The 23,819-nt window shown below is 73.3% G+C and carries 16 protein-coding genes and 3 tRNA genes; 10 read left to right on the plus strand and 9 right to left on the minus strand.

From position 1 onward, the window contains the following. Positions 1–21: 21 nt before the first annotated feature. Positions 22–3,630, minus strand: a complete 3,609-nt coding sequence (locus ACIRG6_RS02415; RefSeq protein WP_403320324.1) for a S8 family serine peptidase — start codon at positions 3,628–3,630, stop codon at positions 22–24. Between the two features lie 273 nt (positions 3,631–3,903). On the opposite strand from ACIRG6_RS02415, the gene ACIRG6_RS02420 reads away from it, so the two are divergent. From ACIRG6_RS02420 to ACIRG6_RS02435, 4 genes are all read left to right on the plus strand, one after another. Further along, positions 3,904–4,941 carry a rod shape-determining protein gene (locus tag ACIRG6_RS02420; protein ID WP_364677262.1) on the plus strand — a complete coding sequence of 346 codons (1,038 nt, stop codon included), beginning with the start codon at positions 3,904–3,906 and terminating at the stop codon, positions 4,939–4,941. Between the two features lie 21 nt (positions 4,942–4,962). After that, a complete protein-coding gene (locus ACIRG6_RS02425; protein ID WP_364677260.1) occupies positions 4,963–6,411 on the plus strand; it encodes a sensor histidine kinase in 1,449 nt (482 codons plus the stop codon). Between the two features lie 167 nt (positions 6,412–6,578). Beyond that, positions 6,579–7,256, plus strand: coding sequence for an ANTAR domain-containing protein (locus ACIRG6_RS02430; RefSeq protein WP_364677258.1), 678 nt, complete (start codon positions 6,579–6,581; stop codon positions 7,254–7,256). 81 nt (positions 7,257–7,337) lie between these two features. Further along, positions 7,338–7,490 (plus strand): hypothetical protein, encoded by a 153-nt coding sequence (locus ACIRG6_RS02435; RefSeq protein ID WP_364677256.1) that lies wholly within the window; start codon positions 7,338–7,340, stop codon positions 7,488–7,490. 65 nt (positions 7,491–7,555) lie between these two features. On the opposite strand, the gene ACIRG6_RS02440 is transcribed toward ACIRG6_RS02435, so the two are convergent. The 3 genes from ACIRG6_RS02440 to ACIRG6_RS02450 form a co-directional block, all read right to left on the minus strand. Continuing rightward, a tRNA-Ile gene (locus ACIRG6_RS02440) sits at positions 7,556–7,629 on the minus strand. 207 nt (positions 7,630–7,836) lie between these two features. Then, positions 7,837–7,909 (minus strand) — tRNA-Asn (locus ACIRG6_RS02445). Positions 7,910–7,914: 5 nt separating this feature from the next. Continuing rightward, a tRNA-Asn gene (locus ACIRG6_RS02450) sits at positions 7,915–7,987 on the minus strand. A 147-nt stretch (positions 7,988–8,134) separates the two neighbouring features. Between ACIRG6_RS02450 and ACIRG6_RS02455 the strand changes: the two genes are divergently transcribed. The 4 genes from ACIRG6_RS02455 (at position 8,135) to ACIRG6_RS02470 (ending at position 13,756) form a co-directional block, all read left to right on the plus strand. Next, positions 8,135–8,440, plus strand: coding sequence for a YtxH domain-containing protein (locus ACIRG6_RS02455; RefSeq protein WP_318218440.1), 306 nt, complete (start codon positions 8,135–8,137; stop codon positions 8,438–8,440). A 55-nt stretch (positions 8,441–8,495) separates the two neighbouring features. Next, positions 8,496–9,950 (plus strand): xylulokinase, encoded by a 1,455-nt coding sequence (locus ACIRG6_RS02460; protein ID WP_350719739.1) that lies wholly within the window; start codon positions 8,496–8,498, stop codon positions 9,948–9,950. Between the two features lie 141 nt (positions 9,951–10,091). Continuing rightward, complete coding sequence (locus ACIRG6_RS02465; protein ID WP_403320328.1) at positions 10,092–11,825, plus strand: ABC transporter ATP-binding protein; 1,734 nt, start codon at positions 10,092–10,094, stop codon at positions 11,823–11,825. Next, positions 11,825–13,756, plus strand: a complete 1,932-nt coding sequence (locus ACIRG6_RS02470; RefSeq protein ID WP_403320330.1) for an ABC transporter ATP-binding protein — start codon at positions 11,825–11,827, stop codon at positions 13,754–13,756. Before ACIRG6_RS02465 ends, ACIRG6_RS02470 begins: the two co-directional genes overlap by 1 nt. Before the next feature lie 31 nt (positions 13,757–13,787). On the opposite strand, the gene ACIRG6_RS02475 is transcribed toward ACIRG6_RS02470, so the two are convergent. The 5 genes from ACIRG6_RS02475 to ACIRG6_RS02495 form a co-directional block, all read right to left on the minus strand. Next, complete coding sequence (locus ACIRG6_RS02475) at positions 13,788–15,086, minus strand: RNA polymerase sigma factor (protein WP_364677251.1); 1,299 nt, start codon at positions 15,084–15,086, stop codon at positions 13,788–13,790. 96 nt (positions 15,087–15,182) lie between these two features. Next, complete coding sequence (dnaG, locus tag ACIRG6_RS02480; protein ID WP_350719747.1) at positions 15,183–17,117, minus strand: DNA primase; 1,935 nt, start codon at positions 17,115–17,117, stop codon at positions 15,183–15,185. 29 nt (positions 17,118–17,146) lie between these two features. After that, positions 17,147–18,412 (minus strand): NAD(P)/FAD-dependent oxidoreductase, encoded by a 1,266-nt coding sequence (locus ACIRG6_RS02485; protein ID WP_364677249.1) that lies wholly within the window; start codon positions 18,410–18,412, stop codon positions 17,147–17,149. 89 nt (positions 18,413–18,501) lie between these two features. After that, on the minus strand, positions 18,502–19,782 hold the full coding sequence (locus ACIRG6_RS02490; RefSeq protein WP_364677247.1) for a deoxyguanosinetriphosphate triphosphohydrolase: 1,281 nt from the start codon (positions 19,780–19,782) through the stop codon (positions 18,502–18,504). 136 nt (positions 19,783–19,918) lie between these two features. After that, positions 19,919–20,695 (minus strand): sirohydrochlorin chelatase, encoded by a 777-nt coding sequence (locus ACIRG6_RS02495; RefSeq protein ID WP_403320334.1) that lies wholly within the window; start codon positions 20,693–20,695, stop codon positions 19,919–19,921. A gap of 164 nt (positions 20,696–20,859) precedes the next feature. Here ACIRG6_RS02495 and ACIRG6_RS02500 point away from each other — a divergent pair, with 164 nt between their 5' ends. Together ACIRG6_RS02500 and ACIRG6_RS02505 are read left to right on the plus strand one after the other, a co-directional pair. Next, on the plus strand, positions 20,860–21,546 hold the full coding sequence (locus ACIRG6_RS02500; protein ID WP_364823439.1) for a SanA/YdcF family protein: 687 nt from the start codon (positions 20,860–20,862) through the stop codon (positions 21,544–21,546). A gap of 128 nt (positions 21,547–21,674) precedes the next feature. After that, positions 21,675–23,786, plus strand: coding sequence for a molybdopterin oxidoreductase family protein (locus ACIRG6_RS02505; RefSeq protein ID WP_364677242.1), 2,112 nt, complete (start codon positions 21,675–21,677; stop codon positions 23,784–23,786). Positions 23,787–23,819: the final 33 nt, after the last annotated feature.

The raw sequence follows: 23,819 nt of genomic DNA on the forward strand, positions 1-23,819 counted from the left end.
GGAGGCGGCGCCGTCCGCGTGCTACCGGACGCCCACGGCCCGCACGATCTCCTGCGTGACCGAGCCGCCCCGGTCGTCGCGCGCCGAGGCCCGCAGCGAGACGTGCTCGGCGCCGCGCGGCACGTCCAGCGTGCCGTGCCAGGACGCGCCCTTGCCGGTCAGCGGGACGGACTTCCAGGTCTTGCCGTCGTCGTAGGACACCTGGAGCGTCCCGCCGCCGATCGTCCCGGTGTCCGGGGCACCCGCCACGTACTCGGCGCCGATGCCGACCGACAGCTTCCGCCCGCCGCGCACCTCGCCCGCGAGGTCGGTGTCCACGTCGAAGGACAGGTTGATCAGCGGCAGGAACGTCCAGCGGTCCTCGGGGGTCGCGGCCGACCGGAAGGTCCACTCGGCGTGGCCCTTCGTCCCGAGCTTCCAGCGGTCCGCGTCCAGCGCGGTGTCCGTGACCAGCTTGTACGTGTGCTCGTCGGCGGGCGCGTCCCACACGTACGCGGCGGACGACGGCCCGTCGTCGACCAGCTCGCCGTCCAGGTACACCGCCGTGGTCTGGGTCATCCCGCTGCCCTCGCTCCACACGTCGCCGAAGCCGGTGTGGTCGGGACCGGAGTCACCCCAGCCGGGGGCGTTGAACTGGAGCCGGTTGCCGGCACGCTGCTGGCCCCAGCCGAGCCCGGTACCGAGCCACGGGTGCCAGACGGGCTTGAACCAGTCGAGCTCCGGACGCGACCCGCCCTCGTAGCGCACCAGACCGCTGCGCTCCTCCAGCGCGCCGTCGGCGGCCTCCACGGACTCGTGCCACCGCTGACCGCGCCCGGCCGACACGTACTCGGTCCGCTCGGCCGGGTAGTCGATCCGCTCCTTGAAGCCGATGCCGATCGGGAAGGTGTCGGTGATCGAGTACCGGAACTCGCCCCCGCTCACCGGCTGGGCGGCGTGGTACTTCGTGTGCACGGCGGCCAGGTCCCGCTTGCCCGGCTCGTACGTCAGGTCCCGGTCGGGCACCGCGCCGGGGTGCCCCTCGGACAGGTCGTACACGTACGGCGTGTTGCGCGTACCGGTCATGTCGACGCGGCCCGCGGCGCGCAGCCGGGCGGCGTCGGCGGCGTTCACCGTGGCGATCGGGAGCGGCCGGTCGGCGTTGTCGTCCGTGCCCCACCACGCCATCAGCCGGCCGGGCGCGTCGTCGGTGACGAACAGCGCCTCGGCGCCCGCGTCCTGGGCGGCCTGGGCGAGGGCGGCCGGTTCGGTGCCCTCGGTGAGCCGGGCGAGGACCGCCTTGCCCTTCACCCCGGTGAACGGTCCGGCGCCGACATCGACGAGCGGCAGTCCGGTCCGGCCCTCGACGAGGGTGCCGCCCGGCTGCACGACGGCCTCGCCGATCCCCTTGACCTCCAGCGTCGGCTTGCCGAGCCGCCACACGGTCCGGTACTCGAAGCCGCCCTGGGTGACCTTCCCGGTGGGCGCGGCGAAGATGCTGTCGTACGTCAGGGGCACCTGCACCGCGCCGAACAGGTCGGAGCCGTTCGCGCTGCGGTCGAACTCCATGAGCAGCTGACGGGTCTCGGTGCGCCGGCCGACGTCCGCGCGGACCTCGCGCAGCTTCCGGCCGTCGAGGGTGATCTCCCGGTCCCGGTCGAGGACGACCTCGGGGGCCGCCAGGAAGCCGAGGCCGAGCGAGTCGGCGCCGTGGCTGCCCCGCACGTCGAGGAAGGAGGTCAGGCTGTACGTCCCCGGGGCGAGCCGCAGCTCCAGGGTGCCGGAGTCGCCGACGTGGGCGGGCACGGTGTCGACGCCCGCGGCCAGCCGCTGGACGGCGAGGTCGGCGGCGGTCGCCGCGCCCGCGCGGTCCTTGACGTGGACGGTGAGCGTGTACCGCTCCTCCTCCTTGACCAGCCCGAACGCGGTGTGCGCGACGGGTGTGCCACCGGCCGAGGCCACGATCTGCCCGCTGGTGCTGCCGACCGGCGCCTTCGCACCGTCCCCGGTCACGGTCGTGGAGGCCGTGCCGTGCGCGGGCACGGTGAGCGTGGTGTCGGCGAGCGCGGCGACACCGTCGGGCGCCCCCTGCACGGACAGGCTCAGTTCGACGGGAGCGTCGGAGGAGTTGGTGTAGGTGACGGTGCGGGTGACCGGCTTGTTGCCGTCGTAGGGCCAGGAGTAGAAGCCGAGGTCGGCGCTGCCCGTCGCGGTGATCCGGGCGGCGACGGCGTCGGGCACGCTGACCCGGCCCGCGCCCAGTCGGTAGGCGGAGGCGTCGAGCTGCTTCGACGTGGACATCAGCGCGTCCTTGAGCTGCGCGCCGGTCCAGTCGGGGTGCTTCTCGGCGAGCAGGGCGGCCACCCCGGCGATGTGCGGGGTCGCCATCGACGTGCCGTCCATGGAGGTGTAGTCGCCGGTGCCCCCGCTGAGCCGGGACCGGGCGGCGAGGATGCCGACGCCGGGGGCGGAGAGGTCGGGCTTGAGCGCGTTGTCCCCGTAGCGGGGGCCGGCGCTGGTGAACCAGGCCGCCTGGTCGGCGGAGTCGACGGCGCCGACGGTCAGCGCCGCGTCGGCGGCACCCGGCGAGCCTATGGAGGAGGGCGCGCCGGTGTTCCCGGCGGCGATCACGAACAGCGCGCCGGTCTCACGGGAGAGGGTGTTCACGGCCTGCGCCATGGGGTCGGTGCCGTCGCTCGCCTCGGTCGACCCGAGGCTCATCGAGACGATGTCGGCGTCCACGTCCCGGGCGGCCCACTCCATCCCGGCGATGATCTCGGACTCGCTGCCCGAGCCCTGGTCGTTCAGGACCTTGCCGACGGCGAGCGTGGCGCCGGGGGCGACGCCCTTCTCCTTGCCGTCGGAGGCGGCACCGCTGCCGCCGACGGTGGAGGTGACGTGCGTGCCGTGACCGTGCCGGTCGGCGACCTCCTCCCCCGCGATGAAGCTGCGGCTCTGCGCGATCCGTCCGGCCAGGTCGGGGTGGCCGGCGTCCACGCCGCTGTCCAGCACGGCGACGGTGACGCCCTTGCCGGTCAGCCCGGCCTGCCAGGCCTCGGGGGTGCCGATCTGCGCGTTGCTCTCGGCCATGGCGGCGGTGACCCGCCCGTCGAGCCACACGCCGTCGATGCCGGCCTGCCCGGTGAACGCCCGCCAGAAGGTACGTCCCTTGTCGGCCTCGACGGCGGCGCCGCGCACGCTGGGCAGCGCCCGCGTCCGCTCGGCGCCGCGCGGGGTGACGGTCCGCGCGTTCTTCTCGTACGTCACGATCAGCGGCAGCTCGCCGCTCTCACCGTCGGCGAGCCCCTGGCGCAGCAACTCGTCGACGTCGAAGAGCCGTGCGTCGAGCCGCCCGTCGCGCAGATAGGGCAGGGCCTCGTCCGGTACGACGCTGATCTCACCGTTCGCGTTCTGGGTGCGTACGGCGCCGGCGGCGCCCGCCGGCCGTTCGACGGTGACGGTCCTCCTGCCGCCGCCGAGGTCGGTGACGGTCACCCGGTCCCCGGTGACGAGGGTGACGGTCCGGGTGGCCGCCTGGGTGCGCGTGCCCTCGGGAGCCGCCTGCGCCGCCGCCGGCCCGACCGGCAACAGCCCGATCACAAGCCCGGCCGACAGGAGGGTCGCCCCGCGTCTGACTGGTCCTCTGCTCATCCTCGCCTCTCTTCGTGAGTGCTGCGAAGAGTCTCAGGGGGCATGTGTGACAAGGGAGTTGCCCAGACGTGGCGGGTAGGCGCCTCGGCGGGTTCCCGCCACGGAACCGGCGGCGCCCGCGCAGCGGCTCGACGGCCTGCGGCCGTACCCCCCATTCAGCGGCCCCCCGACCGGCCCCCTCCAGGGAGCGCCCGCTCCCGCCCCCGCGCACGATGCCTAGGAGACCGGCCACCCGCCGGTCCCACACGGTCTGCGCTCTCGGGAGGAACTGCCATGACCGCCACTCTGGAGCAGCTGCGCCGCTGCCATTTCGGCGTCGACCTCGGCGCGTCGAGAACCCGGGTCTATGTGAAGGGCTCCGGGCTGGTCGTCGACCAGCCGTCCGCCGCCGCGGTCAACACCCGCACCGGCGCGCTCATCGCGGTGGGCGAGCTCGCGGAGAAGATGACCGGCCGCACCCCGGGCTACATCCGAGTCGTACGGCCGGTCTCCGGCGGCACGGTCGTCGACATCGAGATGGCCCAGCGCATGCTGCGGCACCTGCTCGGGGACAAGATCCGCCGGGGGCTGCGCCGCAAGCCCCGGCTGCGCGCCGCCGTCTGCACGCCGCACGACGCCGATCCGCTGGCCCAGCGCGCGGCGATCGAGACGCTGGTCGGGCTCGGCGCCCGGCGGGTGGAGCTCGTCGACACCCTGATCGCCGCGGCGATCGGCTGCGGGCTGCCCGTGGAGCAGCCCGAGGCGACGATGATCATGGTGTGCGGGGCGCACGCCACGCAGGTCGCGGTGCTCTCCCTCGGCTCGATCGTCACCGCCGAGCGCATCCCGGTGGGCGGCGAGGCCGTCGACCACGCGATCGTGCAGCACCTGCGCCACCAGCACGCACTGGTGCTGCCCAGCCAGTCGGTACGCCCGCTGCAGCTCGCACTGTCCGGCAACGGGCTCACCCCGCAGGGCCCGGCGTCCACCGAGATCCACGGGCGGGACGTGGCGACCGGCCTGGCCCGCAGCGTGAAGGTCGACACCGCCGCGGTGCGCAACGCGATCCAGACGCCGCTGACGGGCGTGCTCGACGGCATCGGCAAGGTGCTGCGCGACTGCCCGCCGGAGCTGGTCGCGGACCTCGCCGACCGCGGGATCATGATGGTGGGCGGCAGCGCGCTGCTGCCCGGCTTCGACCAGATGCTGCGTCAGGCGACCGGCATGCCGGTGCACATCGCGGAGCGGCCCGACGTGTGCGCCGTCCAGGGGCTCGGCACGATGCTGGAGGGCGGGGTCGAGCCGCTGGTGCTGGACCCGCTGGCCGACTGACCCGCCGAGGAACCCGACGGCATGACCGCGCGGCCCGCGTCACGGCTGACCCGCCTCCTCGACGCCGTCCTCGGCGTCGGCACCGACCTGGATCTGCGCAGCACCCTGCAGCACGTCGTGGACGGCGCCGCCGAACTGACGGGCGCCGCCTGCGCGTCCCTGACCACGACCGACCCGGACACGGCCGGCTTCCCCGGCGTCGGCGCACCGCCCCCGGACGGCCCCGGCGGGCCCCCCGCCACGCCCCCGGCCGCCGTCCCCGGCACCGCGCACCGGCTGCGCGTGCCGATCCACGTGCGGGACGAGGAGTTCGGCGAGCTGTGTCTGGCCGGGGCGCCCGGCGGCGGCCCGTTCACGGCCGAGGACGAGCAACTGCTGCGGGTCCTCGCCACACAGGCCGGCATCGCGATCGGCAACGCCCGGCTGTACGAGACGGCCCGGCAGCGCGAGCGCTGGATCGAGGGCGCGGCGGCCGTCACCACCGCGCTGCTCACCGGTGAGAGCGCGGACGACGCCCTGACGACGGTCGCTGAGCGGGCCCGGCTGCTCGCCGACGCCTCGGCCGGTGTGATCCTCCAGCCGACCGCCGAGGGCGGCATGGAGATCGTGACCGCCTCGGCGCCCGACGACCCGGACGGCATCGTCGGCACGACCATCGCCCCGGGCAGCCCCGTTCTCGAGCAGCTCCTCGGTGGCGAGCCGGTGTTCGTCGCGGACTCGGCGACCGACCCGCGCATGACGACGCACGTTCGGCACCGGTTCGGCCCCAGCATGTTGCTGCCGTTGCAGGCGAACGGCCGGCTGATCGGCACCCTCGCCCTGCCCCGCCGCCGCGGCGGCCGCCCCTACACGGCCGTCGAACGGCTGCTCGCGACCCAGTTCGCCTCCCAGGCCGCGCTGGCCCTCGTCCTCGCCGACGCCCGGCACGGCCGCGAACGCCTCGCGGTGTACGAGGACCGCGACCGCATCGCCCGCGACCTGCACGACCTCGTGGTGCAGCGGCTGTTCGCCACCGGCATGATGCTGGAGTCCACCCAGCGCCGCCCCGGCGCGGACGAGGTCCGCGACATCCTCGGCCGGGCGGTGGACGAGCTGCGCTCCACGGTCCAGGACGTCCGTACGGCGATCTTCGCGCTCCAGCAGCCCCCGACCGGACCGCCGGCCGGACTGCGCGGCCGGGTGCTGCGCGAGACCGCGTCCGCCGCCGCCCTGCTCGGCTTCCCGCCCTCCACCCACTTCACGGGCGCCGTCGACAGCCGCGTACCGGACCGGGTCGCCGACCGCCTCGTCGCCGCCCTGCGCCGCGCCCTGGCCGCCGTGTCCAGGGGCCACGGCGTCTCCCGCGTCGAGGTCTCCGTCGACGCCACCGCGTCCCTGCCGGACGGCCGCGACGCGGTGCGGCTGACCGTCTCGCACGACGGGACAGCCGACGGCGCACGGCCGACGGCCACCTGGCAGTCGCCCCTGTGAGCAGGCCGCCCGGTCGCGTCCGGCAACGCCTTTACCCCACCATGGACCGGTCATTCCCCGCGGCCGGGTGTACTCCCGCCGGGCGGCGGGCAGGCGCACCAGCAGACGGGGGCCGGGTGACGTTGCGAACGTCGTCGGGGATCAACGAGGACGGACAAGGCGGTGACATGACCTCAGCGGCACCACCACGTCTGGCGGGGAGGCCGGCCACCCTGGTGATCGACGGCCATGTGGAGGCGGGCCGGGCAGTGCTCGTCCCCAGGGGGGAGCTGGTCCACGGGTGCGCGGACACCCTGGCCGAGGCCCTGGCCGCATTGCCTGCGGGCGTCGAGCGGGTCGACCTGGACATGGGCGACGTGGTTTTCATGGACACGGCCGGACTGCAGTTCCTGGAGCTGCTGCGCGGCTACGGCGACCGGCGGGCGGTGCCGGTGACGGCGCGGAACTGGACCGGCCAGCCACGCCGGATCCTCGAGCTGCTCGGCCTGGACACCACCGCACCCCTCGACGGCACGCCGCGTCCCCGCCCTGCGGAACCGGCGGGCTCGGCGGTGGCGGCGGAGCGGTCCGAGCGGCTGAGCGTGCTGCAGGAGGAGGTGGAGCAGCTCCGGCAGGCCATCGCCTCCCGTCCGGTCATCGACCAGGCGCGGGGCGTACTGATGGCCCTGCACGCCTGTACGCCGGACGAGGCGTGGCACATCCTGCGGGAGGCCTCGCAGCTGTCCAACACCAAGCTGCGCACGGTGGCCGCGGCGGTGACCGCCGGCGCCCGCAACGACGGCCCGCCGCCACCGCCCGAGGTGCGCTCGGCCCTGCGGACGGCCCTGGAGCGGGCCGGCCGCTGAGACACCGGTCCCGATGGCGTGGTGCCGTCGGCGCGGGCGGGGTACTCGGCGCGGGAACCCGGTCCGGCAGGAGGTGCCACCATGAACGGACAGACCCCGTCCCAGGCGGAGGGCGAGCGCGACGACGAGCTGGACACCACGGACGGCCAGAACCCGTCGCAGACCACGCCCTCCCAGGCGGAGGGCGAACGCGACGACGAGGACGGCAACGAGAACGGCGAGGGCGGCCGGTGACCCGGCTTCCCTCGCCTTCGTGTCGCCACACCGGCCAGAAGGTTTCTGTTGCGGGTGGCGCGGAGTGGGGCGGGTGGGACTCGAACCCACGGCCGACGGATTATGAGTCCGCTGCTCTAACCGGCTGAGCTACCGCCCCATACGGCGTGTCGCGTACACGTGTGCGCGCCGTCTGCCGCAGCATAGCCGCTCATACGATCTCCTGCCTCGGCTGGTCGGCTCACCGCGACGCCTTCACGACCTTGAGGACTCCGCAGCGTGGCGCACGGTTCCCGGGAGTTCCCAGAAGATCCCCCGGCATGTGTCCGGACATGAAAAAGGACCCCGAAGGGCCCTCGTTCACCTGCTCCCCCGACTGGACTCGAACCAGTAACCTGCCGGTTAACAGCCGGCTGCTCTGCCAATTGAGCTACGGAGGACCGAGCTCCCCCGACTGGACTCGAACCAGTAACCTGCCGGTTAACAGCCGGCTGCTCTGCCAATTGAGCTACGGAGGAATGCCTCGTTGCATCGAACGCACCTACCTGGGTATTCGCCAGGGGGCGCGCGCTCGCTGCGACACATACATTAGCGCAAGCAGGGGGGTGCTTTGCCAATCGGTACTCCCCGGCACTGTCAGAGCTACGCAAGGGAAGGTGGCCGCCATGCGTTACCGGCTCACATTCGTCGTCGGACTCGCCGTCGGTTACGTGCTCGGCACGAAGGCCGGGCGCGAGCGTTACGAGCAGTTGAGGAAGTCCGCGCGGCAGGTCGCACAGAACCCGGCCGTCCGCAACACCGCCGAGTCGGCGGCCCAGCAGGGACGGCACTTCGCGGACAAGGCCTACACCGCGGTGAGCGACAAGGTCGGCGACCGGATGCCCGACTCGGTCGCCCAGCGGGTGCGGTCGCTGCGCGAGCGCAACGCCCACGGGACCGGCTCGGACGACTGGGGCACCAGCAACACCTGAGGCGCGTGCCCCCACCCGGTACGGACACCTCCCGCGGTGCGGCAGAATTTTGCGCATGGGGATAGTCGCCGGGTTGGACAGTGCGCCCGATTTCACTCGAATCGTCGTCTGTGATGCGGACACGGGGGCCGTGCTCCGGCAGGGGTACGCGCCGCATCCGGTCGAAAGCCCCGACGGCGGTGGCCGTCCCTCCGACGTCGACCCGCAGGCCTGGCTCCTGTCCCTCGGGGAGGCCGCCGGCGGCGGGCTGCTGGAGGGCGTGCAGGCCATCGGGGTCTCGGCCCAGGCCAACTCGGTGGTGCCGCTGGACTCCCAGGGCAACACCGTGCGCCCGGCCATGGTGGGCGGCGACAAGCGCTCGCAGGTGGCGGCGGCCGATCTGATCGACGCGCTCGGGGGGCGCGAGGCGTGGGCGCAGTCCGTGGGCTGTGTGCCGCAGGCCCCGCAGCCCGTGACCAAGCTGCGCTGGCTGGCCAGGACCGAGCCCGAGGCCGCCGCGCGGACCGCCGTTCTGCTCCAGGCCCACGACTGGCTGGTGTGGCAGCTGCTGGGGCGGCCGGCCCGCAGGACCACCGACCGGGGCGGCGCCTCCGGGACCGGGTACTGGTCGGCGGCGACCGGCGGTTACCGGCCCGATCTGGTCGAGCTGGCGCTCGGGCACCAGGCGATGCTGCCGGAGGTGATCGGCCCGGCCGACGCGGCCGGCACGACGCCGGAGGGCCTGCTGATCTCCGCGGGGACCGGCGAGACGATGGCCGCGGCCTTCGGGCTCGGGATCGGGCTCGGGGACGCGGTGGTCTCCCTCGGCGCCTCCGGGTCGGTGATGGCCGTGCACCCCGAGGCGCTCGTCGACCAGAGCGGCATGATCACCTCCCTGGCGGACGCCACCGGTATGCACCTGCCGGTCGTCACCACCCTGAACGCCGTACGGACCCTGCGCGGCACCGCCGAACTGCTCGGCCTGCCGGACCTGGAGAGCCTGTCCGACCTGGCGATGAAGTCGACGCCGGGCGCGCACGGACTGGTGCTGCTGCCGTATCTGGAGGGTGAGCGGACGCCGAATCTGCCGCACACCGCCGGGACGCTGGCCGGGCTGCGGCGCGAGTCGATGAAGCCCGAGCATCTGGCGCGGGCCGCGTTCGAGGGCATGCTGTGCGGCCTCGCCGACGCCCTGGACGTGCTGCGCGGCCGGGGTGTGGACGTACGGCGGGTGTTCCTGCTGGGCGCTGCGGCCGAGCTGCCGGCCGTGCAGGCGGCGGCTCCGGCGCTGTTCGGGGTACAGGTCGTCGTACCGCAGCCGGCGGACTACGCGGCGATCGGCGCGGCCCGGCAGGCGGCCTGGGCGCTGGGAGCGTCGCAGGGCACGCTGGACCCGCGCACTCCCCCGGCCTGGCAGGGCGCGGTGGCGCAGGTGCTGGAGCCGGGCGAGGAGCTGGCCGTGGGTCAGGCGGTGCGGCAGCAGTTCGTGTCGGTGCGGGAGCAGACGCACCCGGGGGCGCTGCGCGCCTAGGAGCTGTCGTTTGGATCATGCCGGTGCGGCCGGAAGCAGGACGCTGTCGGCTTAATCGGTTGAGGTAACGCGGGTGGAGTGTCCGACGATAGGGGCCAGGGGCAACCAACCGCCCCTGTCGCCGACTCCGAGAGACCCAGCGTGCTCATACGACTGTTGCGGACCTGTCTCAGGCCCTACAAGAAACCCATCGCCCTGCTGGTGGCGCTGCAGTTCCTGCAGACCTGCGCCAGCCTCTACCTGCCGACCCTGAACGCGGACATCATCGACAACGGTGTCGTCAACGGCGACTCCGGCTACATCCTGGGCTACGGCGCCCTGATGATCGGCATCTCGCTGGTGCAGGTCGTGTGCAACATCGGTGCCGTCTACTACGGCGCCCGCACCGCCTCCGCGCTCGGCCGGGACCTGCGGGGCGCCATCTTCGACCGGGTGCAGTCCTTCTCCGCGCGGGAGGTCGGCAACTTCGGCGCGCCCTCGCTGATCACACGGACGACGAACGACGTGCAGCAGGTCCAGATGCTGGCCCTGATGACGTTCACACTGATGGTGTCGGCGCCCATCATGTGCGTCGGCGGCATCGTGATGGCGCTCGGCCTGGACGTGCCGCTGTCCGGGGTGCTCGTCGGCGTCGTGCCGGTGCTGGCGATCTGCGTGACGCTGATCGTGCGGCGGCTGCGGCCCCTGTTCCGGTCCATGCAGGTGCGCCTGGACACGGTGAACCGGGTGCTGCGCGAGCAGATCACCGGCAACCGGGTCATCCGCGCCTTCGTCCGGGACGACTACGAGCAGCAGCGGTTCCGGAAGGCCAACTCCGATCTGACGGACGTGGCGCTGGGCACCGGCAATCTGCTCGCGCTGATGTTCCCGGTGGTCATGACGGTGGTGAACCTGTCGTCGATCGCGGTGGTGTGGTTCGGCGCCCACCGGATCGAGAGCGGCGGGATGCAGATCGGTGACCTGACCGCATTCCTGGCCTATCTGATGCAGATCGTCATGTCCGTGATGATGGCCACCTTCATGTTCATGATGGTGCCGCGCGCGGAGGTGTGCGCCGAGCGGATCCAGGAGGTCCTGGACACCGAGAGCAGCGTGGTGCCGCCCCTGGCGCCGGTCACCGAGCTGCGCCGGCACGGGCATCTGGAGATCCGGGGTGCCGGGTTCCGGTATCCGGGGGCCGAGGAGCCGGTGCTGAGGAACATCGGTCTGGTGGCCCTGCCGGGCGAGACGACCGCCGTCATCGGCTCGACCGGAAGCGGCAAGTCCACGCTGCTGGGGCTGGTGCCCCGGCTGTTCGACGCCACGGACGGGGAGGTGCTGGTCGACGGGGTGGACGTACGCACCGTCGATCCGAAGGTGCTGGCCAAGGTCGTCAGCCTGGTGCCGCAGAAGCCGTACCTCTTCGCGGGCACGGTCGCGACCAATCTGCGCTACGGGAACCCGGACGCCACGGACGAGGAGCTGTGGCACGCGCTGGAGGTGGCGCAGGCCAAGGAGTTCGTGGAGCGGCTGGAGGGCGGGCTCGACGCGCCGATCGCGCAGGGCGGGACCAATGTGTCGGGCGGCCAGCGGCAGCGGCTGTCGATCGCCCGCACGCTGGTGCAGCGCCCGGAGATCTACCTCTTCGACGACTCGTTCTCGGCACTCGACTACGCCACCGACGCCGCTCTGCGCGCCGCGCTGTCCCGGGAGACGGCCGAGGCGACCGTGGTGATCGTGGCGCAGCGCGTGGCGACCATCCGGGACGCCGACCGGATCATCGTGCTGGACGAGGGGCGGGTGGTCGGCGTGGGCCGGCACCACGAGCTGATGGCGGACAACGAGACCTACCGGGAGATCGTGCTCTCCCAGCTCACGGAAGCGGAGGCTGCCTGATGGCGGGGCCTGGCGGTCGCATGATGGCCGGGGGCGGCCCCGACCAGCGTTCGATGGATTTCAAGGGGTCGGGCAAACGGCTCGTCTCCCAGTTCCGGCCGGAGCGGGTGACGATCTACGCGCTGCTGGCCTGCGTGGTGGTCAGCGTCGGCCTCAGCGTGGTCGGGCCGAAGATCCTCGGCAAGGCCACCGACCTGGTCTTCGCGGGCATCGTCGGGCGGAACATGCCGTCCGGGGCCACGAAGGAGCAGGTCCTCGCGTCCATGCGGGAGCGCGGTGACGGCAAGGTCGCCGACATGCTGCGCAGCACGGACTTCACACCGGGCGAGGGCATCGACTTCACCGCCGTGGGACACGTGCTGCTGCTGGCGCTGGCGGTGTTCGCCGTGGCCGGACTGCTGATGGCGGTGGCGACACGGCTGGTGAACCGGGCCGTCAACCGGACGATGTTCCGGCTGCGCGAGGACGTGCAGACGAAGCTGTCGCGGCTGCCGCTGTCGTACTTCGACAAGCGCCAGCGCGGGGAGGTGCTGTCCCGGGCGACGAACGACATCGACAACATCGGGCAGACGCTCCAGCAGTCGATGGGCCAGCTGATCAACTCGCTGCTGACCATCATCGGCGTGCTGGCGATGATGTTCTACGTCTCCTGGATCCTGGCGCTGGTCGCGCTGGTGACGGTGCCGCTGTCCTTCGTGGTGGCCACGCGGGTCGGCAAGCGGTCGCAGCCGCAGTTCGTGCAGCAGTGGCGTTCGACGGGGCAGCTGAACGCGCACATCGAGGAGATGTACACCGGGCACGCGCTGGTGAAGGTGTTCGGCCGGCAGGAGGAGTCGGCGAAGCAGTTCGCCGAGCAGAACGACGCGCTGTACGAGGCCGGGTTCAAGGCGCAGTTCAACAGCGGGATCATGCAGCCGCTGATGATGTTCGTGTCGAACCTGAACTACGTGCTCGTCGCGGTCGTCGGCGGTCTGCGGGTGGCCTCGGGCTCGCTGTCCATCGGTGACGTGCAGGCCTTCATCCAGTACTCCCGGCAGTTCTCGATGCCGCTGACGCAGGTCGCGTCGATGGCGAACCTGGTGCAGTCCGGCGTGGCGTCGGCGGAGCGGGTCTTCGAGCTGCTGGACGCGGACGAGCAGTCGGCGGACCCGGTCCCCGGCGTGCGGCCCGAGGACCTGCGCGGGCGGGTGGAGCTGGAGCACGTGTCGTTCCGCTACGACCCGGAGAAGCCGCTGATCGAGGACCTGTCGCTGAAGGTGGAGCCCGGTCACACGGTCGCCATCGTCGGCCCGACGGGCGCCGGCAAGACCACGCTGGTCAACCTGCTGATGCGGTTCTACGAGGTGTCCGGCGGGCGGATCACCCTGGACGGCGTCGACATAGCGAAGATGTCCCGGGACGAGCTGCGGGCCGGGATCGGCATGGTGCTCCAGGACACCTGGCTGTTCGGCGGCACCATCGCGGAGAACATCGCGTACGGCGCGTCCCGCGAGGTCACCCGCGGGGAGATCGAGGAGGCCGCGCGGGCGGCGCACGCGGACCGGTTCGTGCGGACGCTGCCCGACGGCTACGACACCGTGATCGACGACGAGGGCACGGGGGTGAGCGCGGGTGAGAAGCAGCTCATCACCATCGCGCGGGCGTTCCTGTCCGACCCGGTGATCCTGGTGCTGGACGAGGCGACGAGTTCGGTGGACACCCGTACCGAGGTGCTGATCCAGAAGGCGATGGCCAAGCTGGCGCACGGGCGGACCTCGTTCGTCATCGCGCACCGGCTCTCCACCATCCGGGACGCGGACACCATCCTCGTCATGGAGAACGGGTCGATCGTCGAGCAGGGCGCGCACGCCGACCTGCTGGCGGCCGACGGGGCGTACGCGCGGCTGTACAAGGCGCAGTTCGCGCAGGCCGTGGCCGAGGTCGACGGCTGAGCGGACGGGGCCCGGCCCGTCGGGCCCCCGGTCAGTCCAGATAGCCCCTGAGCTGGTCCGCGAAGGCGTGATCGCGGAGCTTGTTGAGGGTCTTGGACTCGATCTGGCGTATCCGCTCCCGGGTGACGCCGAAGATGCGGCCGATCTCCTCCAGGGTGCGGGGGCGGCCGTCGACCAGGCCGTAGCGGAGCTGGACGACCTTGCGTTCGCGTTCGCCGAGCGTGGAGAGCACGGCCTCCAGGTGTTCGCGCAGCAGCAGGAACGCGGCGGACTCGACGGGGCTGGTGGCGTCGCCGTCCTCGATCAGGTCGCCGAGGGCGACGTCGTCCTCCTCGCCGACGGGGGCGTGCAGGGAGACGGGCTCCTGGGCCAGGCGCAGCACCTCGCCGACGCGCTCGGGCGGCAGGTCCAGGTGGGCGGCGACCTCCTGCGGGGTCGGTTCACAGCCGCGCTCCTGGAGCATCCGGCGCTGGACGCGGACGACCCGGTTGATCAGCTCCACGACGTGGACGGGGACGCGGATGGTGCGGGCCTGGTCGGCCAGCGCGCGGGACATGGCCTGGCGGATCCACCAGGTGGCGTACGTGGAGAACTTGTAGCCGCGGGCGTAGTCGAACTTCTCCACGGCCCGGATCAGGCCCAGGTTCCCCTCCTGGACCAGGTCGAGCATGGTCAGCCCGCGCCCGACGTACCGCTTGGCGACCGACACGACGAGCCGCAGGTTCGCCTCGATCAGGCGGCGTTTGGCGAGGCGGCCCATGACGACGAGCCGGTCGAGGTCCAGGGCGAGGCTGCTGTCCAGGTCGGGGGTGAGCCGCAGCTTCTCCTCGGCGAACAGCCCGGCCTCCACGCGGCGCGCGAGGTCGACCTCCTCGGCCGCGGAGAGCAGCGGGATCCGGCCGATCTCGCGCAGGTACTGGCGGAACAGGTCGGAGGAGGGCCCGCCGGTCTCGGTGCGGGTGGGCGCCGGCGGCTCGACGGGCTCCTCGGCCTCGGCGGCTTCGGCGGGCTCCTCGGCGGTGCCGGCCGGCGGCTCGTCGGCGGGCGCGGGCTCCGGGGCGTGCACGGCGCGGTGCCGCGCAGGCATGGCGAGGAGGACGCCGGTGTCCGCGTCCGGCTCCGCGCCGTCGGCAGGCGCGTCGGTCTGGGCGAGGGTCTGGGTCTGCACGGGGGCGACCTCCAGGAGGGACGCTGCCGGCGGGGGCGGCAGCGGTACTTCGGGGGCGGAGTCGGCGCGCTCGCCGCTGTCCGTCCCGTTCGTGTTGAACGCGGCCGGGGGGTTCCGGGATCCGCCGGGGACGGATCGGCCGCGCTCCGAGGACTCGGGCACCGCCCTTAGTGTGGGGTACGACACATCGCCGCCACGAGGGGCGTGCGGTGACTTTTTGCGTCCGGTCCGTGACCGCGTGGTGATCGGGGGGCGCCGCTACAGCGCGGCGGCGCCGTGTTCGCGCAGGGTCTGGTCGTACTGCTGGAGGACCCACAGCTCGTTCTGCACGGCGGCGAGTTCGGCGGGGTCGCCGTGGCCGCCCAGGCGGGTGAGGCGGCCGGTGATGTCGCGGATGCGGCGCTCGACGGCGCGGCGCCGGACCGTGACGAGCTGGGCGCCCGCGTAGACCTCGTCGACGTCCTTCACGCCCCGGTGCAGCATGATCGCCTCGACGGCGAGTTCGGTGACCATGGCGCGGACGGTGTCGTCGGGGGCGGCCTCGCGGACGCGGACCAGGTAGTCCTGCGGGTCCTGGACGCCGAACTCGGCGCCGCCCGCCTCCATGATCGCCTGGCGTACGGCCGCGTAGGGCGGGGCGGTGAACTCGTCCACGCCGTACGCGTCGAAGGCCGGGGAGACCAGCTCGGGGCGCTGGAGGGCGAGCTTGAGCAGCTCGCGTTCGGTGGCGAAGACGGGGTTGCGCAGGTTCAGCGCGGGGCCGCGGGGGGTGACCCGGTCGGTGGGGGCGTACTCCTGCGCGCCACCGCCGCCGCCACCGCGCTGCGGCCGGTCGGGGGCGGGGCCCTTGCCGCCACGGTCGCGGGCCCAGCGGGCCAGCTGGGCGACGCGCTTGACCACGAACTGGGTGTCGAGGATGCCGAGCATGCCGGCGAGCTGCACGGCGACCTCGTGCTGGGCGCCGCTGTTCTTGATGCGGGCGACCACCGGGGCGGCCTCGTCGAGGGCCGCCGCGCGGCCGGCCGGCGTGTCCAGGTCGTAGCGGGCGACGATCTGGCGCAGCGCGAACTCGAACAGCGGGGTGCGCGGCTCGACCAGGTCGGCGACGGCGTCGTCGCCCTTGGCGAGGCGCAGGTCGCAGGGGTCCATGCCGTCGGGCGCGATGGCGATGTAGGTCTCGGCGGCGAACTTCTGGTCGTCCTCGAAGGCGCGCAGGGCCGCCTTCTGGCCGGCCGCGTCGCCGTCGAAGGTGAAGATCACGCGGGCGGAGCCGTTGTCCATCAGGAGGCGCCGCAGGATCTTGATGTGGTCGCCGCCGAACGCCGTGCCGCAGGTGGCGATGGCGGTGGTGACGCCGGCCAGGTGGCAGGCCATGACGTCGGTGTAGCCCTCGACGACGACCGCGCGGGACGCCTTCGCGATGTCCTTCTTCGCGAGGTCGATGCCGTAGAGGACCTGGGACTTCCGGTAGATCGCGGTGTCGGGCGTGTTCAGGTACTTCGGGCCGTTGTCGGCCTCGTAGAGCTTGCGGGCGCCGAAGCCGACGACGTCGCCGCCGATGTCGCGGATGGGCCACATCAGCCGGCCGCGGAAGCGGTCGATGGGGCCGCGGCGGCCCTCCTGGGCGAGCCCGGAGAGGACCAGCTCCTTGTCGCTGAAGCCCTTGCCCCGCAGGTGGCGGGTGAGGTGGTCCCAGCCCTGGGGGCTGTAGCCGACGCCGAAGTGCTCCGCGGCGGACTGGTCGAAGCCGCGCTCGGCGAGGAAGGCGCGGCCGGCGTCCGCCTCGGGGCTGGTCGCCAGCTGCTCCGCGTACCACTGGGCGGCGACCTTGTGGGCCTCGACCAGCCGGATGCGCTCGCCGCGCTGGTGGGCGGGGTTGTAGCCGCCCTCCTCGTAGCGCAGGGTGATGCCGGCCTGACCGGCCAGGCGCTCGACCGCCTCGGAGAAGGTGAGGTGGTCGATCTTCATCACGAACGTGATGGTGTCGCCACCCTCCTGGCAGCCGAAGCAGTGGAAGAGACCCTTGCTCGGGCTGACCTGGAAGGACGGCGACTTCTCGTCGTGGAACGGGCACAGCCCCTTCAGGTTGCCGCCGCCCGCGTTGCGCAGCTGGAGGTACTCGGAGACGACGGCGTCGATCGGGACCGCGTCCCGTACCGCCTTCACGTCCTCGTCGTTGATCCGTCCTGCCACGTGTGAAGTCTACGGGGACGGAATCGGAGCTAGGGAATGAGGCTTTCGAGGGATACGTGCGGGTCGGCGAGCGCCTCCGTGTCCACCTGGGCCCGGGAGCGGATCAGCCGCTGGATCGGTTCCGTGACGTCCCACACGTTCACGTTCATCCCGGCCAGCACGCGGCCCTCCTTCACCCAGAAGGCGATGAACTCGCGCTTCGCCGCGTCCCCGCGGATCACCACCTGGTCGTACGAGCCCGCCGGCGCCCAGCCGGAGTACTCCATCCCCAGGTCGTACTGGTCGGAGAAGAAGTAGGGCACGCGGTCGTAGAGAACGTCCTTGCCGAGCATCGCGCGGGCCGCGGCGGGGCCGCCGTTGAGGGCGTTGGCCCAGTGCTCCACGCGCAGGCGGGTGTCGAACAGGGCGTGCGGGAAGGAGGCGACGTCGCCGGCCGCGTGGATGTCGGGGTCGGAGGTGCGCAGCCGTTCGTCGACGACGATGCCGCCGCCGTGCGCGCGGTCGGCGATCTCCAGGCCGGCGGCCTGCGCGAGCGAGGTGCGCGGGGCGGCGCCGATCGCGGCGAGCACGTCGTGCGCGGGGTGCTCCTCGCCGTCGTCGGTGCGGGCGGCGAGCACCATGCCGTCCTGGCCGACGATCTCGGTCAGCTGCACGCCGAAGTGGAAGCGGACGCCGTGCGCCTCGTGCAGCTCGGCGAAGACGGAGCCCAGCTCGGGGCCGAGGACGCCGTGCAGCGGGGTGGGTCCCGGCTCGACGACGGTGACCTCCGCGCCGTACTCGCGGGCCGCCGCCGCGACCTCCAGGCCGATCCAGCCGGCGCCGGCGATCACCAGGTGGCCGTTGTCCCGGCCGAGGGAGGCGAGGACGCCCTTGAGCCGCTCGGCGTGGGCCAGGCGGCGCAGGTGGTGGACGCCCGCGAGGTCGGTGCCGGGCACGTCGAGGCGGCGGGGCTCGGCGCCGGTGGCGAGGAGCAGCTTGTCGTACCGGGCGAAGGTGCCGTCGTCGCCGTAGTGGACGGTCTTCGCGGCGCGGTCGACGGCGACGACGGTCTGGCCGAGGTGCAGCTCGATGTCGTGCTGCGCGTACCAGGCGGGCTCGTGCACGAAGACGCTGTCGCGTTCCTCCTTGCCGAGCAGGTAGCCCTTGGACAGCGGCGGGCGCTCGTAGGGGTGGTCGCGCTCGTCGCAGATGAGGATCACCCGGCCGGTGAATCCCTCCGTGCGGAGTGTCTCGGCCGCCTTGGCGCCGGCCAGGCCTCCTCCGACGATGACGAATGTCTGATCCGCGTCGACCACTTGTTGCCTCCTCGTCAGGGTGCCGCCACATGCGAGCGTCCCGCACACGGCGTGGCGCGGGAAGGGGGAGTGACCCGATCAGGCCATCGTCAGTCTCCCGGATGCCCCGTCAACCGGGCGTGAAGCGAGCGGGCCGAGGCGTCCGTGAGGGAGGCGATCTGGTCGACGATCACCCGTTTGCGCGCCTTGTCGTCGCCGGCCCGGTCGAACAGGGCGCGGAACTGGGGGTCGAGGCCGTCGGGGGCGCGGGCGGTGAGCGCCTCGGCCAGTCCGGCGACGACGATGCGCTGGTCGGCGCGGAGCCGCTCCTGTTCGGCGCGCTGCATGACGTACCGGTCGGCGACCGCCTTGAGGACGGCGCACTCCATGCGGGTCTCCCGGGGGACGACCAGTTCGGCGGTGTACCGGGTGAGGCGGCCGCCCCCGTACGCCGCCCGGGTGGCGGCCTCGGCGGCGAGGCAGAAGCGGCCGATGAGCTGGCTGGTGGCGTCCTTCAGGCGGGCCTGGGCGACGGCCGAGCCGTCGTAGCCGTGCGGCCACCAGTCCTGGGCGAGGAGGCGGTCGAGGGCGGCGGCCAGTTCGGCGTGGTCGGTGCCGGCCGGGACGTAGCGGCCGACGGCGACCTCGAAGACCGCCTCGCGCTCGGGGTCGGCGAGCAGGCAGTTCGGGTCGATGTGACCGGCGTGCAGGCCGTCCTCGACGTCGTGCACGGAGTACGCCACGTCGTCGGACCAGTCCATGACCTGCGCCTCGAAGCAGGTGCGGCCGGCGGGGGCGCCCTCGCGCAGCCACGCGAAGACGGGCCGGTCGTCCTCGTACACGCCGAACTTGGGCGACGCCGGGTCGGTGGGGTGGGCGCCGCGGGGCCAGGGGTACTTGGTGGCGGCGTCGAGGGTGGCGCGGGTGAGGTTGAGGCCGACGGAGCCCTCGTCGGTGAACCGCTTGGGCTCGATGCGGGTGAGCAGCCGCAGGGACTGGGCGTTGCCCTCGAAGCCGCCGCAGTCCTCGGCGAACTCGTTCAGCGCGGTCTCGCCGTTGTGGCCGAAGGGCGGGTGGCCGAGGTCGTGGGAGAGGCAGGCGGCCTCCACCAGGTCCGGGTCGCAGCCGAGGGCGGCGCCGAGTTCGCGGCCGACCTGGGCGCATTCCAGGGAGTGCGTGAGGCGGGTGCGGGGGCTGGCGTCCCACATCGGGTTGCCCTCCCCCGGCGTGACGACCTGGGTCTTACCGGCGAGGCGGCGCAGGGCGGAGGAGTGCAGGACGCGGGCGCGGTCGCGCTGGAAGGCGGTGCGGCCGGGGCGTTTGTCCGGTTCTGCGGCCCAGCGGGCCACTGACGCGGGGTCGTACGGGGTGGTGGGTGCGGTGCCTTCCATGTCGTGAACAGTATGCGGAAGGTGTGACAGTAGGGGGCCTTCCCGTCCGCGGGGTCCTGTGGTCGCGCGGCTGCGGGCCCTGTGTGGCTGGTCGCGCCCACGTGGCGGAGCCGCACATCGATACGGTCCCGCGCCCCTAGGGGGTCGCCATGGCCCGGTTTTCAGAGGCGCTGCTCGTTTTCAGGGCCTCGTCGTAGCGGTGCAGGAGGAGGTGGGCCATCGCCGGGTGGATGCCCAGGGGGGCGGATGTGATCCACGGGGCCGCTGCCGCGCACTCCGTGGCGAAGCGGCCCGGGGCCGTGAAACAGGAGGCCACGGCGATGCGGTCGTAGCCCTGGGCGGTCAGGGTGCGGATCGCGTCCGGGACCGTCGGGGCCGCCGCCGAGGCGTACGCGGGCCTCACCGGGACGCCGAGGCGGGCGGCGAGGAGCGCTGCCGTGCGGGCCGTGTCCGCGCGGGAGGCCGGGGCGCGGGAGCCCGCGGAGGCGAGGACGACCGCGCTGGTCCGGGGGGCGTGGGTGGGCCAGCCGGCCTCGGTGAGGCGGTCGTGGAGGGCGTCCACGAGGAGGGGGTGCGGGCCGAGCGGGGCGGCCACGCGGGTGCGGGCCGGGGAGACGGCCGCCATGTCGGGGATGTCCCGCTCGACGTGGTAGCCGCGGCTGAGGAGGAGGGGGACGAGCACCGCCTCCCCGTCGCCGAGCGCGGCCAGCGTGTCGGGCAGCAGGGGGGCGTTGAGCTCGATGTGCCCGAGGTGCACCGGCAGGGCGGGGCGCAGGGCGCGGACCCGGTCGAGGAGGGCCCGTACGGTGCTCAGCGCGCGCGGGTCGCGGCTGCCGTGGGCGACGACGACCAGGGCGGGGGTGCCGCCGGGATGCGCCGTGCTGGTCCTGCCCGTCACTGTCATGGCCGTCATGCACCGAGAGTGGCGGCACGACGTTGCCTCCCCGTTGCGTGGACGTCACGGGAATTTTCCGTCGGTTCACACGTCACCGGCCGCTCCGTGTGAGCGGGCGGCGAACCGGACGGCGCGTCCGGACGTCCCTGGGAGCAGGAGACCACCGGGGAGGGGACCGACCGATGCGCCGCTGGAGACCTGGCAGACCGCGCCTTCCGCGCACCCGCGGGGGGCAGCGACGGCTGATCCGGGCGGTGGTGGCCGGGTGCGTGCTGGCGCTGCTGCCGGCGACCTGGATGTACGTGGTGACCGGCGACCGGCTGCGCACCGTCGCCGACGTGCCCCGCACCGAGGTCGCGGTCGTCTTCGGTGCCGGGCTGTGGGACGGCGAGCCGTCGCCGTACCTCGCGAACCGGCTGGACGCGGCGGCCGAGCTGTACCGCGCGGGGCGGATCGAGGTGGTGCTGGTGACCGGGGACAACAGCCGGGAGGAGTACGACGAGCCGGACGCCATGCGCGCGTACCTCGTCCGGCACGGCGTGCCCGACGGGCGGATCGTCAGCGACTACGCGGGCTTCGACACCTGGGACTCCTGCGTCCGCGCGAAGAAGATCTTCGGGGTCGACCGGGCCGTACTGATCAGCCAGGGCTTCCACATCCGGCGGGCCGTGGCGCTGTGCCAGGAGGCGGGGGTGGCGTCGTACGGCGTCGGGGTCGATGCCAGGCACGACGTGACCTGGTACTACGGCGGCGCGCGGGAGATCCTCGCGGCGGGCAAGGCCGCGCTGGACGCGGTGTTCGAGCCGGATCCGCACTTCCTCGGGCCGAGAGAGCCGGGGGTGGCCGAGGCGCTGGCCGGCGGGCGCTGACGCGGCCCCCGCCACGGCCCCCACCACGGGCCCTCACCGTGGCCGGGGGGAGGCGGGGAGGTCACCGTCCCGGCGGCGTAACACTCGGCCGCCCGGTCGCGTAACACGGGCGACGCACGCTGGTCGGCATGCAGAACACCTCGACGCCCACGCACTGCCCGTACTGCGCGCTGCAGTGCGGGATGAACCTGACGCCCGCCGCCGACGGGAGCGTCGAGGTGACCGAGCGCGCGGACTTCCCGGTGAACCGGGGCGCGCTGTGCGGCAAGGGCCGTACCGCGCCGGCGCTGCTCTCGTCGGGGGTCCGCCTGACCTCGCCGCTGGTCCGCGGCGGTGACGGCGCGCTGGTGCCGGCCTCGTGGGAGGAGGCGCTGGACCGGATCGCCGGGAACCTGGCGCGCACGCGGGAGGCGTACGGCGCGGACGCGCTCGGGGTGTTCGGCGGGGGCGGGCTGACGAACGAGAAGGCGTACGCGCTGGGCAAGTTCGCCCGGGTGGTGCTGGGGACCTCGCAGATCGACTACAACGGGCGGTTCTGCATGTCGTCGGCGGCGGCGGCCGGCACGAAGGCGTTCGGGCTCGACCGGGGGCTGCCGTTCCCGCTGGAGGACATCCCCCGGACCGGGTGCGTGATCCTCGTCGGGTCGAACCCGGCGGAGACGATGCCGCCGTCGCTGCGCTACTTCAACGAGCTGCGTGAGAACGGCGGCACGCTGATCGTCGTCGATCCGCGCCGCACGAAGACCGCCGAGCAGGCCGACCTGCACCTGGCGCCCCGGCCCGGCACCGACCTGGCGCTCGCGCTGGGCATGCTGCACCTGGTCGTCGCCGAGGGGCGGGTCGACGCGCGGTACGTCGAGGAGCGCACGGCGGGCTGGGAGGACGCGCGGGCGGCGGCGATGGCGCACTGGCCGGAGTACGTGGAGCGGATCACAGGGGTGTCCGTTCCCGAACTCCGGGAGGCCGTGCGGCTGTTCTGCGCGCCGGAGGCGGCGATGGTGCTCACCGCGCGCGGGCCCGAGCAGCAGGCCAAGGGGACGGACACGGTGGGCGCCTGGATCAACCTGTGCCTGGCGACCGGGCGGGCCGGGCGGCCCCTGTCGGGGTACGGCTGCCTGACCGGGCAGGGCAACGGGCAGGGCGGGCGCGAACACGGGCAGAAGGCCGACCAGTTGCCGGGCTACCGCAAGCTGACCGACCCGGCGGCGCGGCGCCATGTGGCCGAGGTGTGGGGCGTGGACCCCGACTCGCTGCCGGGCCCGGGGCGCAGCGCCTACGAGCTGCTGGACGCGCTGGGCACGGACATCAGGTCGCTGCTGGTGATGGGCTCCAACCCGGTGGTGTCGGCGCCGCGCGCGGCGCACATCGAGGGGCGGCTGCGGTCGCTGGACTTCCTGGCCGTGTGCGACGTGGTGCTCTCCGAGACCGCGGCGCTGGCGGACGTCGTCCTGCCGGTGACGCAGTGGGCGGAGGAGACGGGCACCACGACCAACCTGGAGGGGCGGGTGCTGCTGCGGCGGCGCGCGATCACGCCGCCGGACGGGGTGCGCGGCGATCTGGAGGTGCTGCACGGGCTGGCCCGGCGGCTCGGGGCCGGGACGGGGCTGGAGAAGGGCTTCCCGACCGATCCCGAGGAGGTCTTCGAGGAGCTGCGCCGGGCCAGCGCGGGCGGGCCCGCGGACTACTCGGGGATCAGCTACCGGCGGCTGGCGGAGGAGAGCGGGGTGTTCTGGCCGTGCCCGGCGCCCGCGCCGGACACCGCCGGGGCGGAGCAGCACCCGGGCAGCCCCCGCCTGTTCCTGGACCGCTTCGCCACCGACGACGGCCGGGCCCGCTTCGTCCCCGTCACGCACCGCCCGAGCGCCGAGGAACCGGACGACGAGTACCCCGTGCTGCTGACCACCGGGCGGGTCGTGTCGCAGTACCAGTCCGGCGCGCAGACCCGGCGCGTGGACGAGCTGAACGCCGCCGCGCCCGGCCCGTTCGTGGAGCTGCACCCGCGGCTCGCGGCGCGGCTGGGGGCGGCCGAGGGCGACCCGCTGGCCGTCGTCTCCCGGCGGGGCCGGGCGGTGGCACCGGCCCGCATCACCACCGGCATCCGTCCCGACACCGTGTTCATGCCCTTCCACTGGCCCGGCGAGGGCCGCGCCAACACCCTGACCAACCCGGCGCTGGACCCGACCTCGCGGATGCCGGAGTTCAAGGTGTGCGCGGTGCGGGTGGAGACGGTGGCGCCCTAGGGCCTGTCGTTCACCGGGCCCACCGGCCGCCGC

It is taken from the genome of Streptomyces flaveolus (genome assembly GCF_044765825.1).
Lineage (GTDB): Bacteria > Actinomycetota > Actinomycetes > Streptomycetales > Streptomycetaceae > Streptomyces > Streptomyces flaveolus.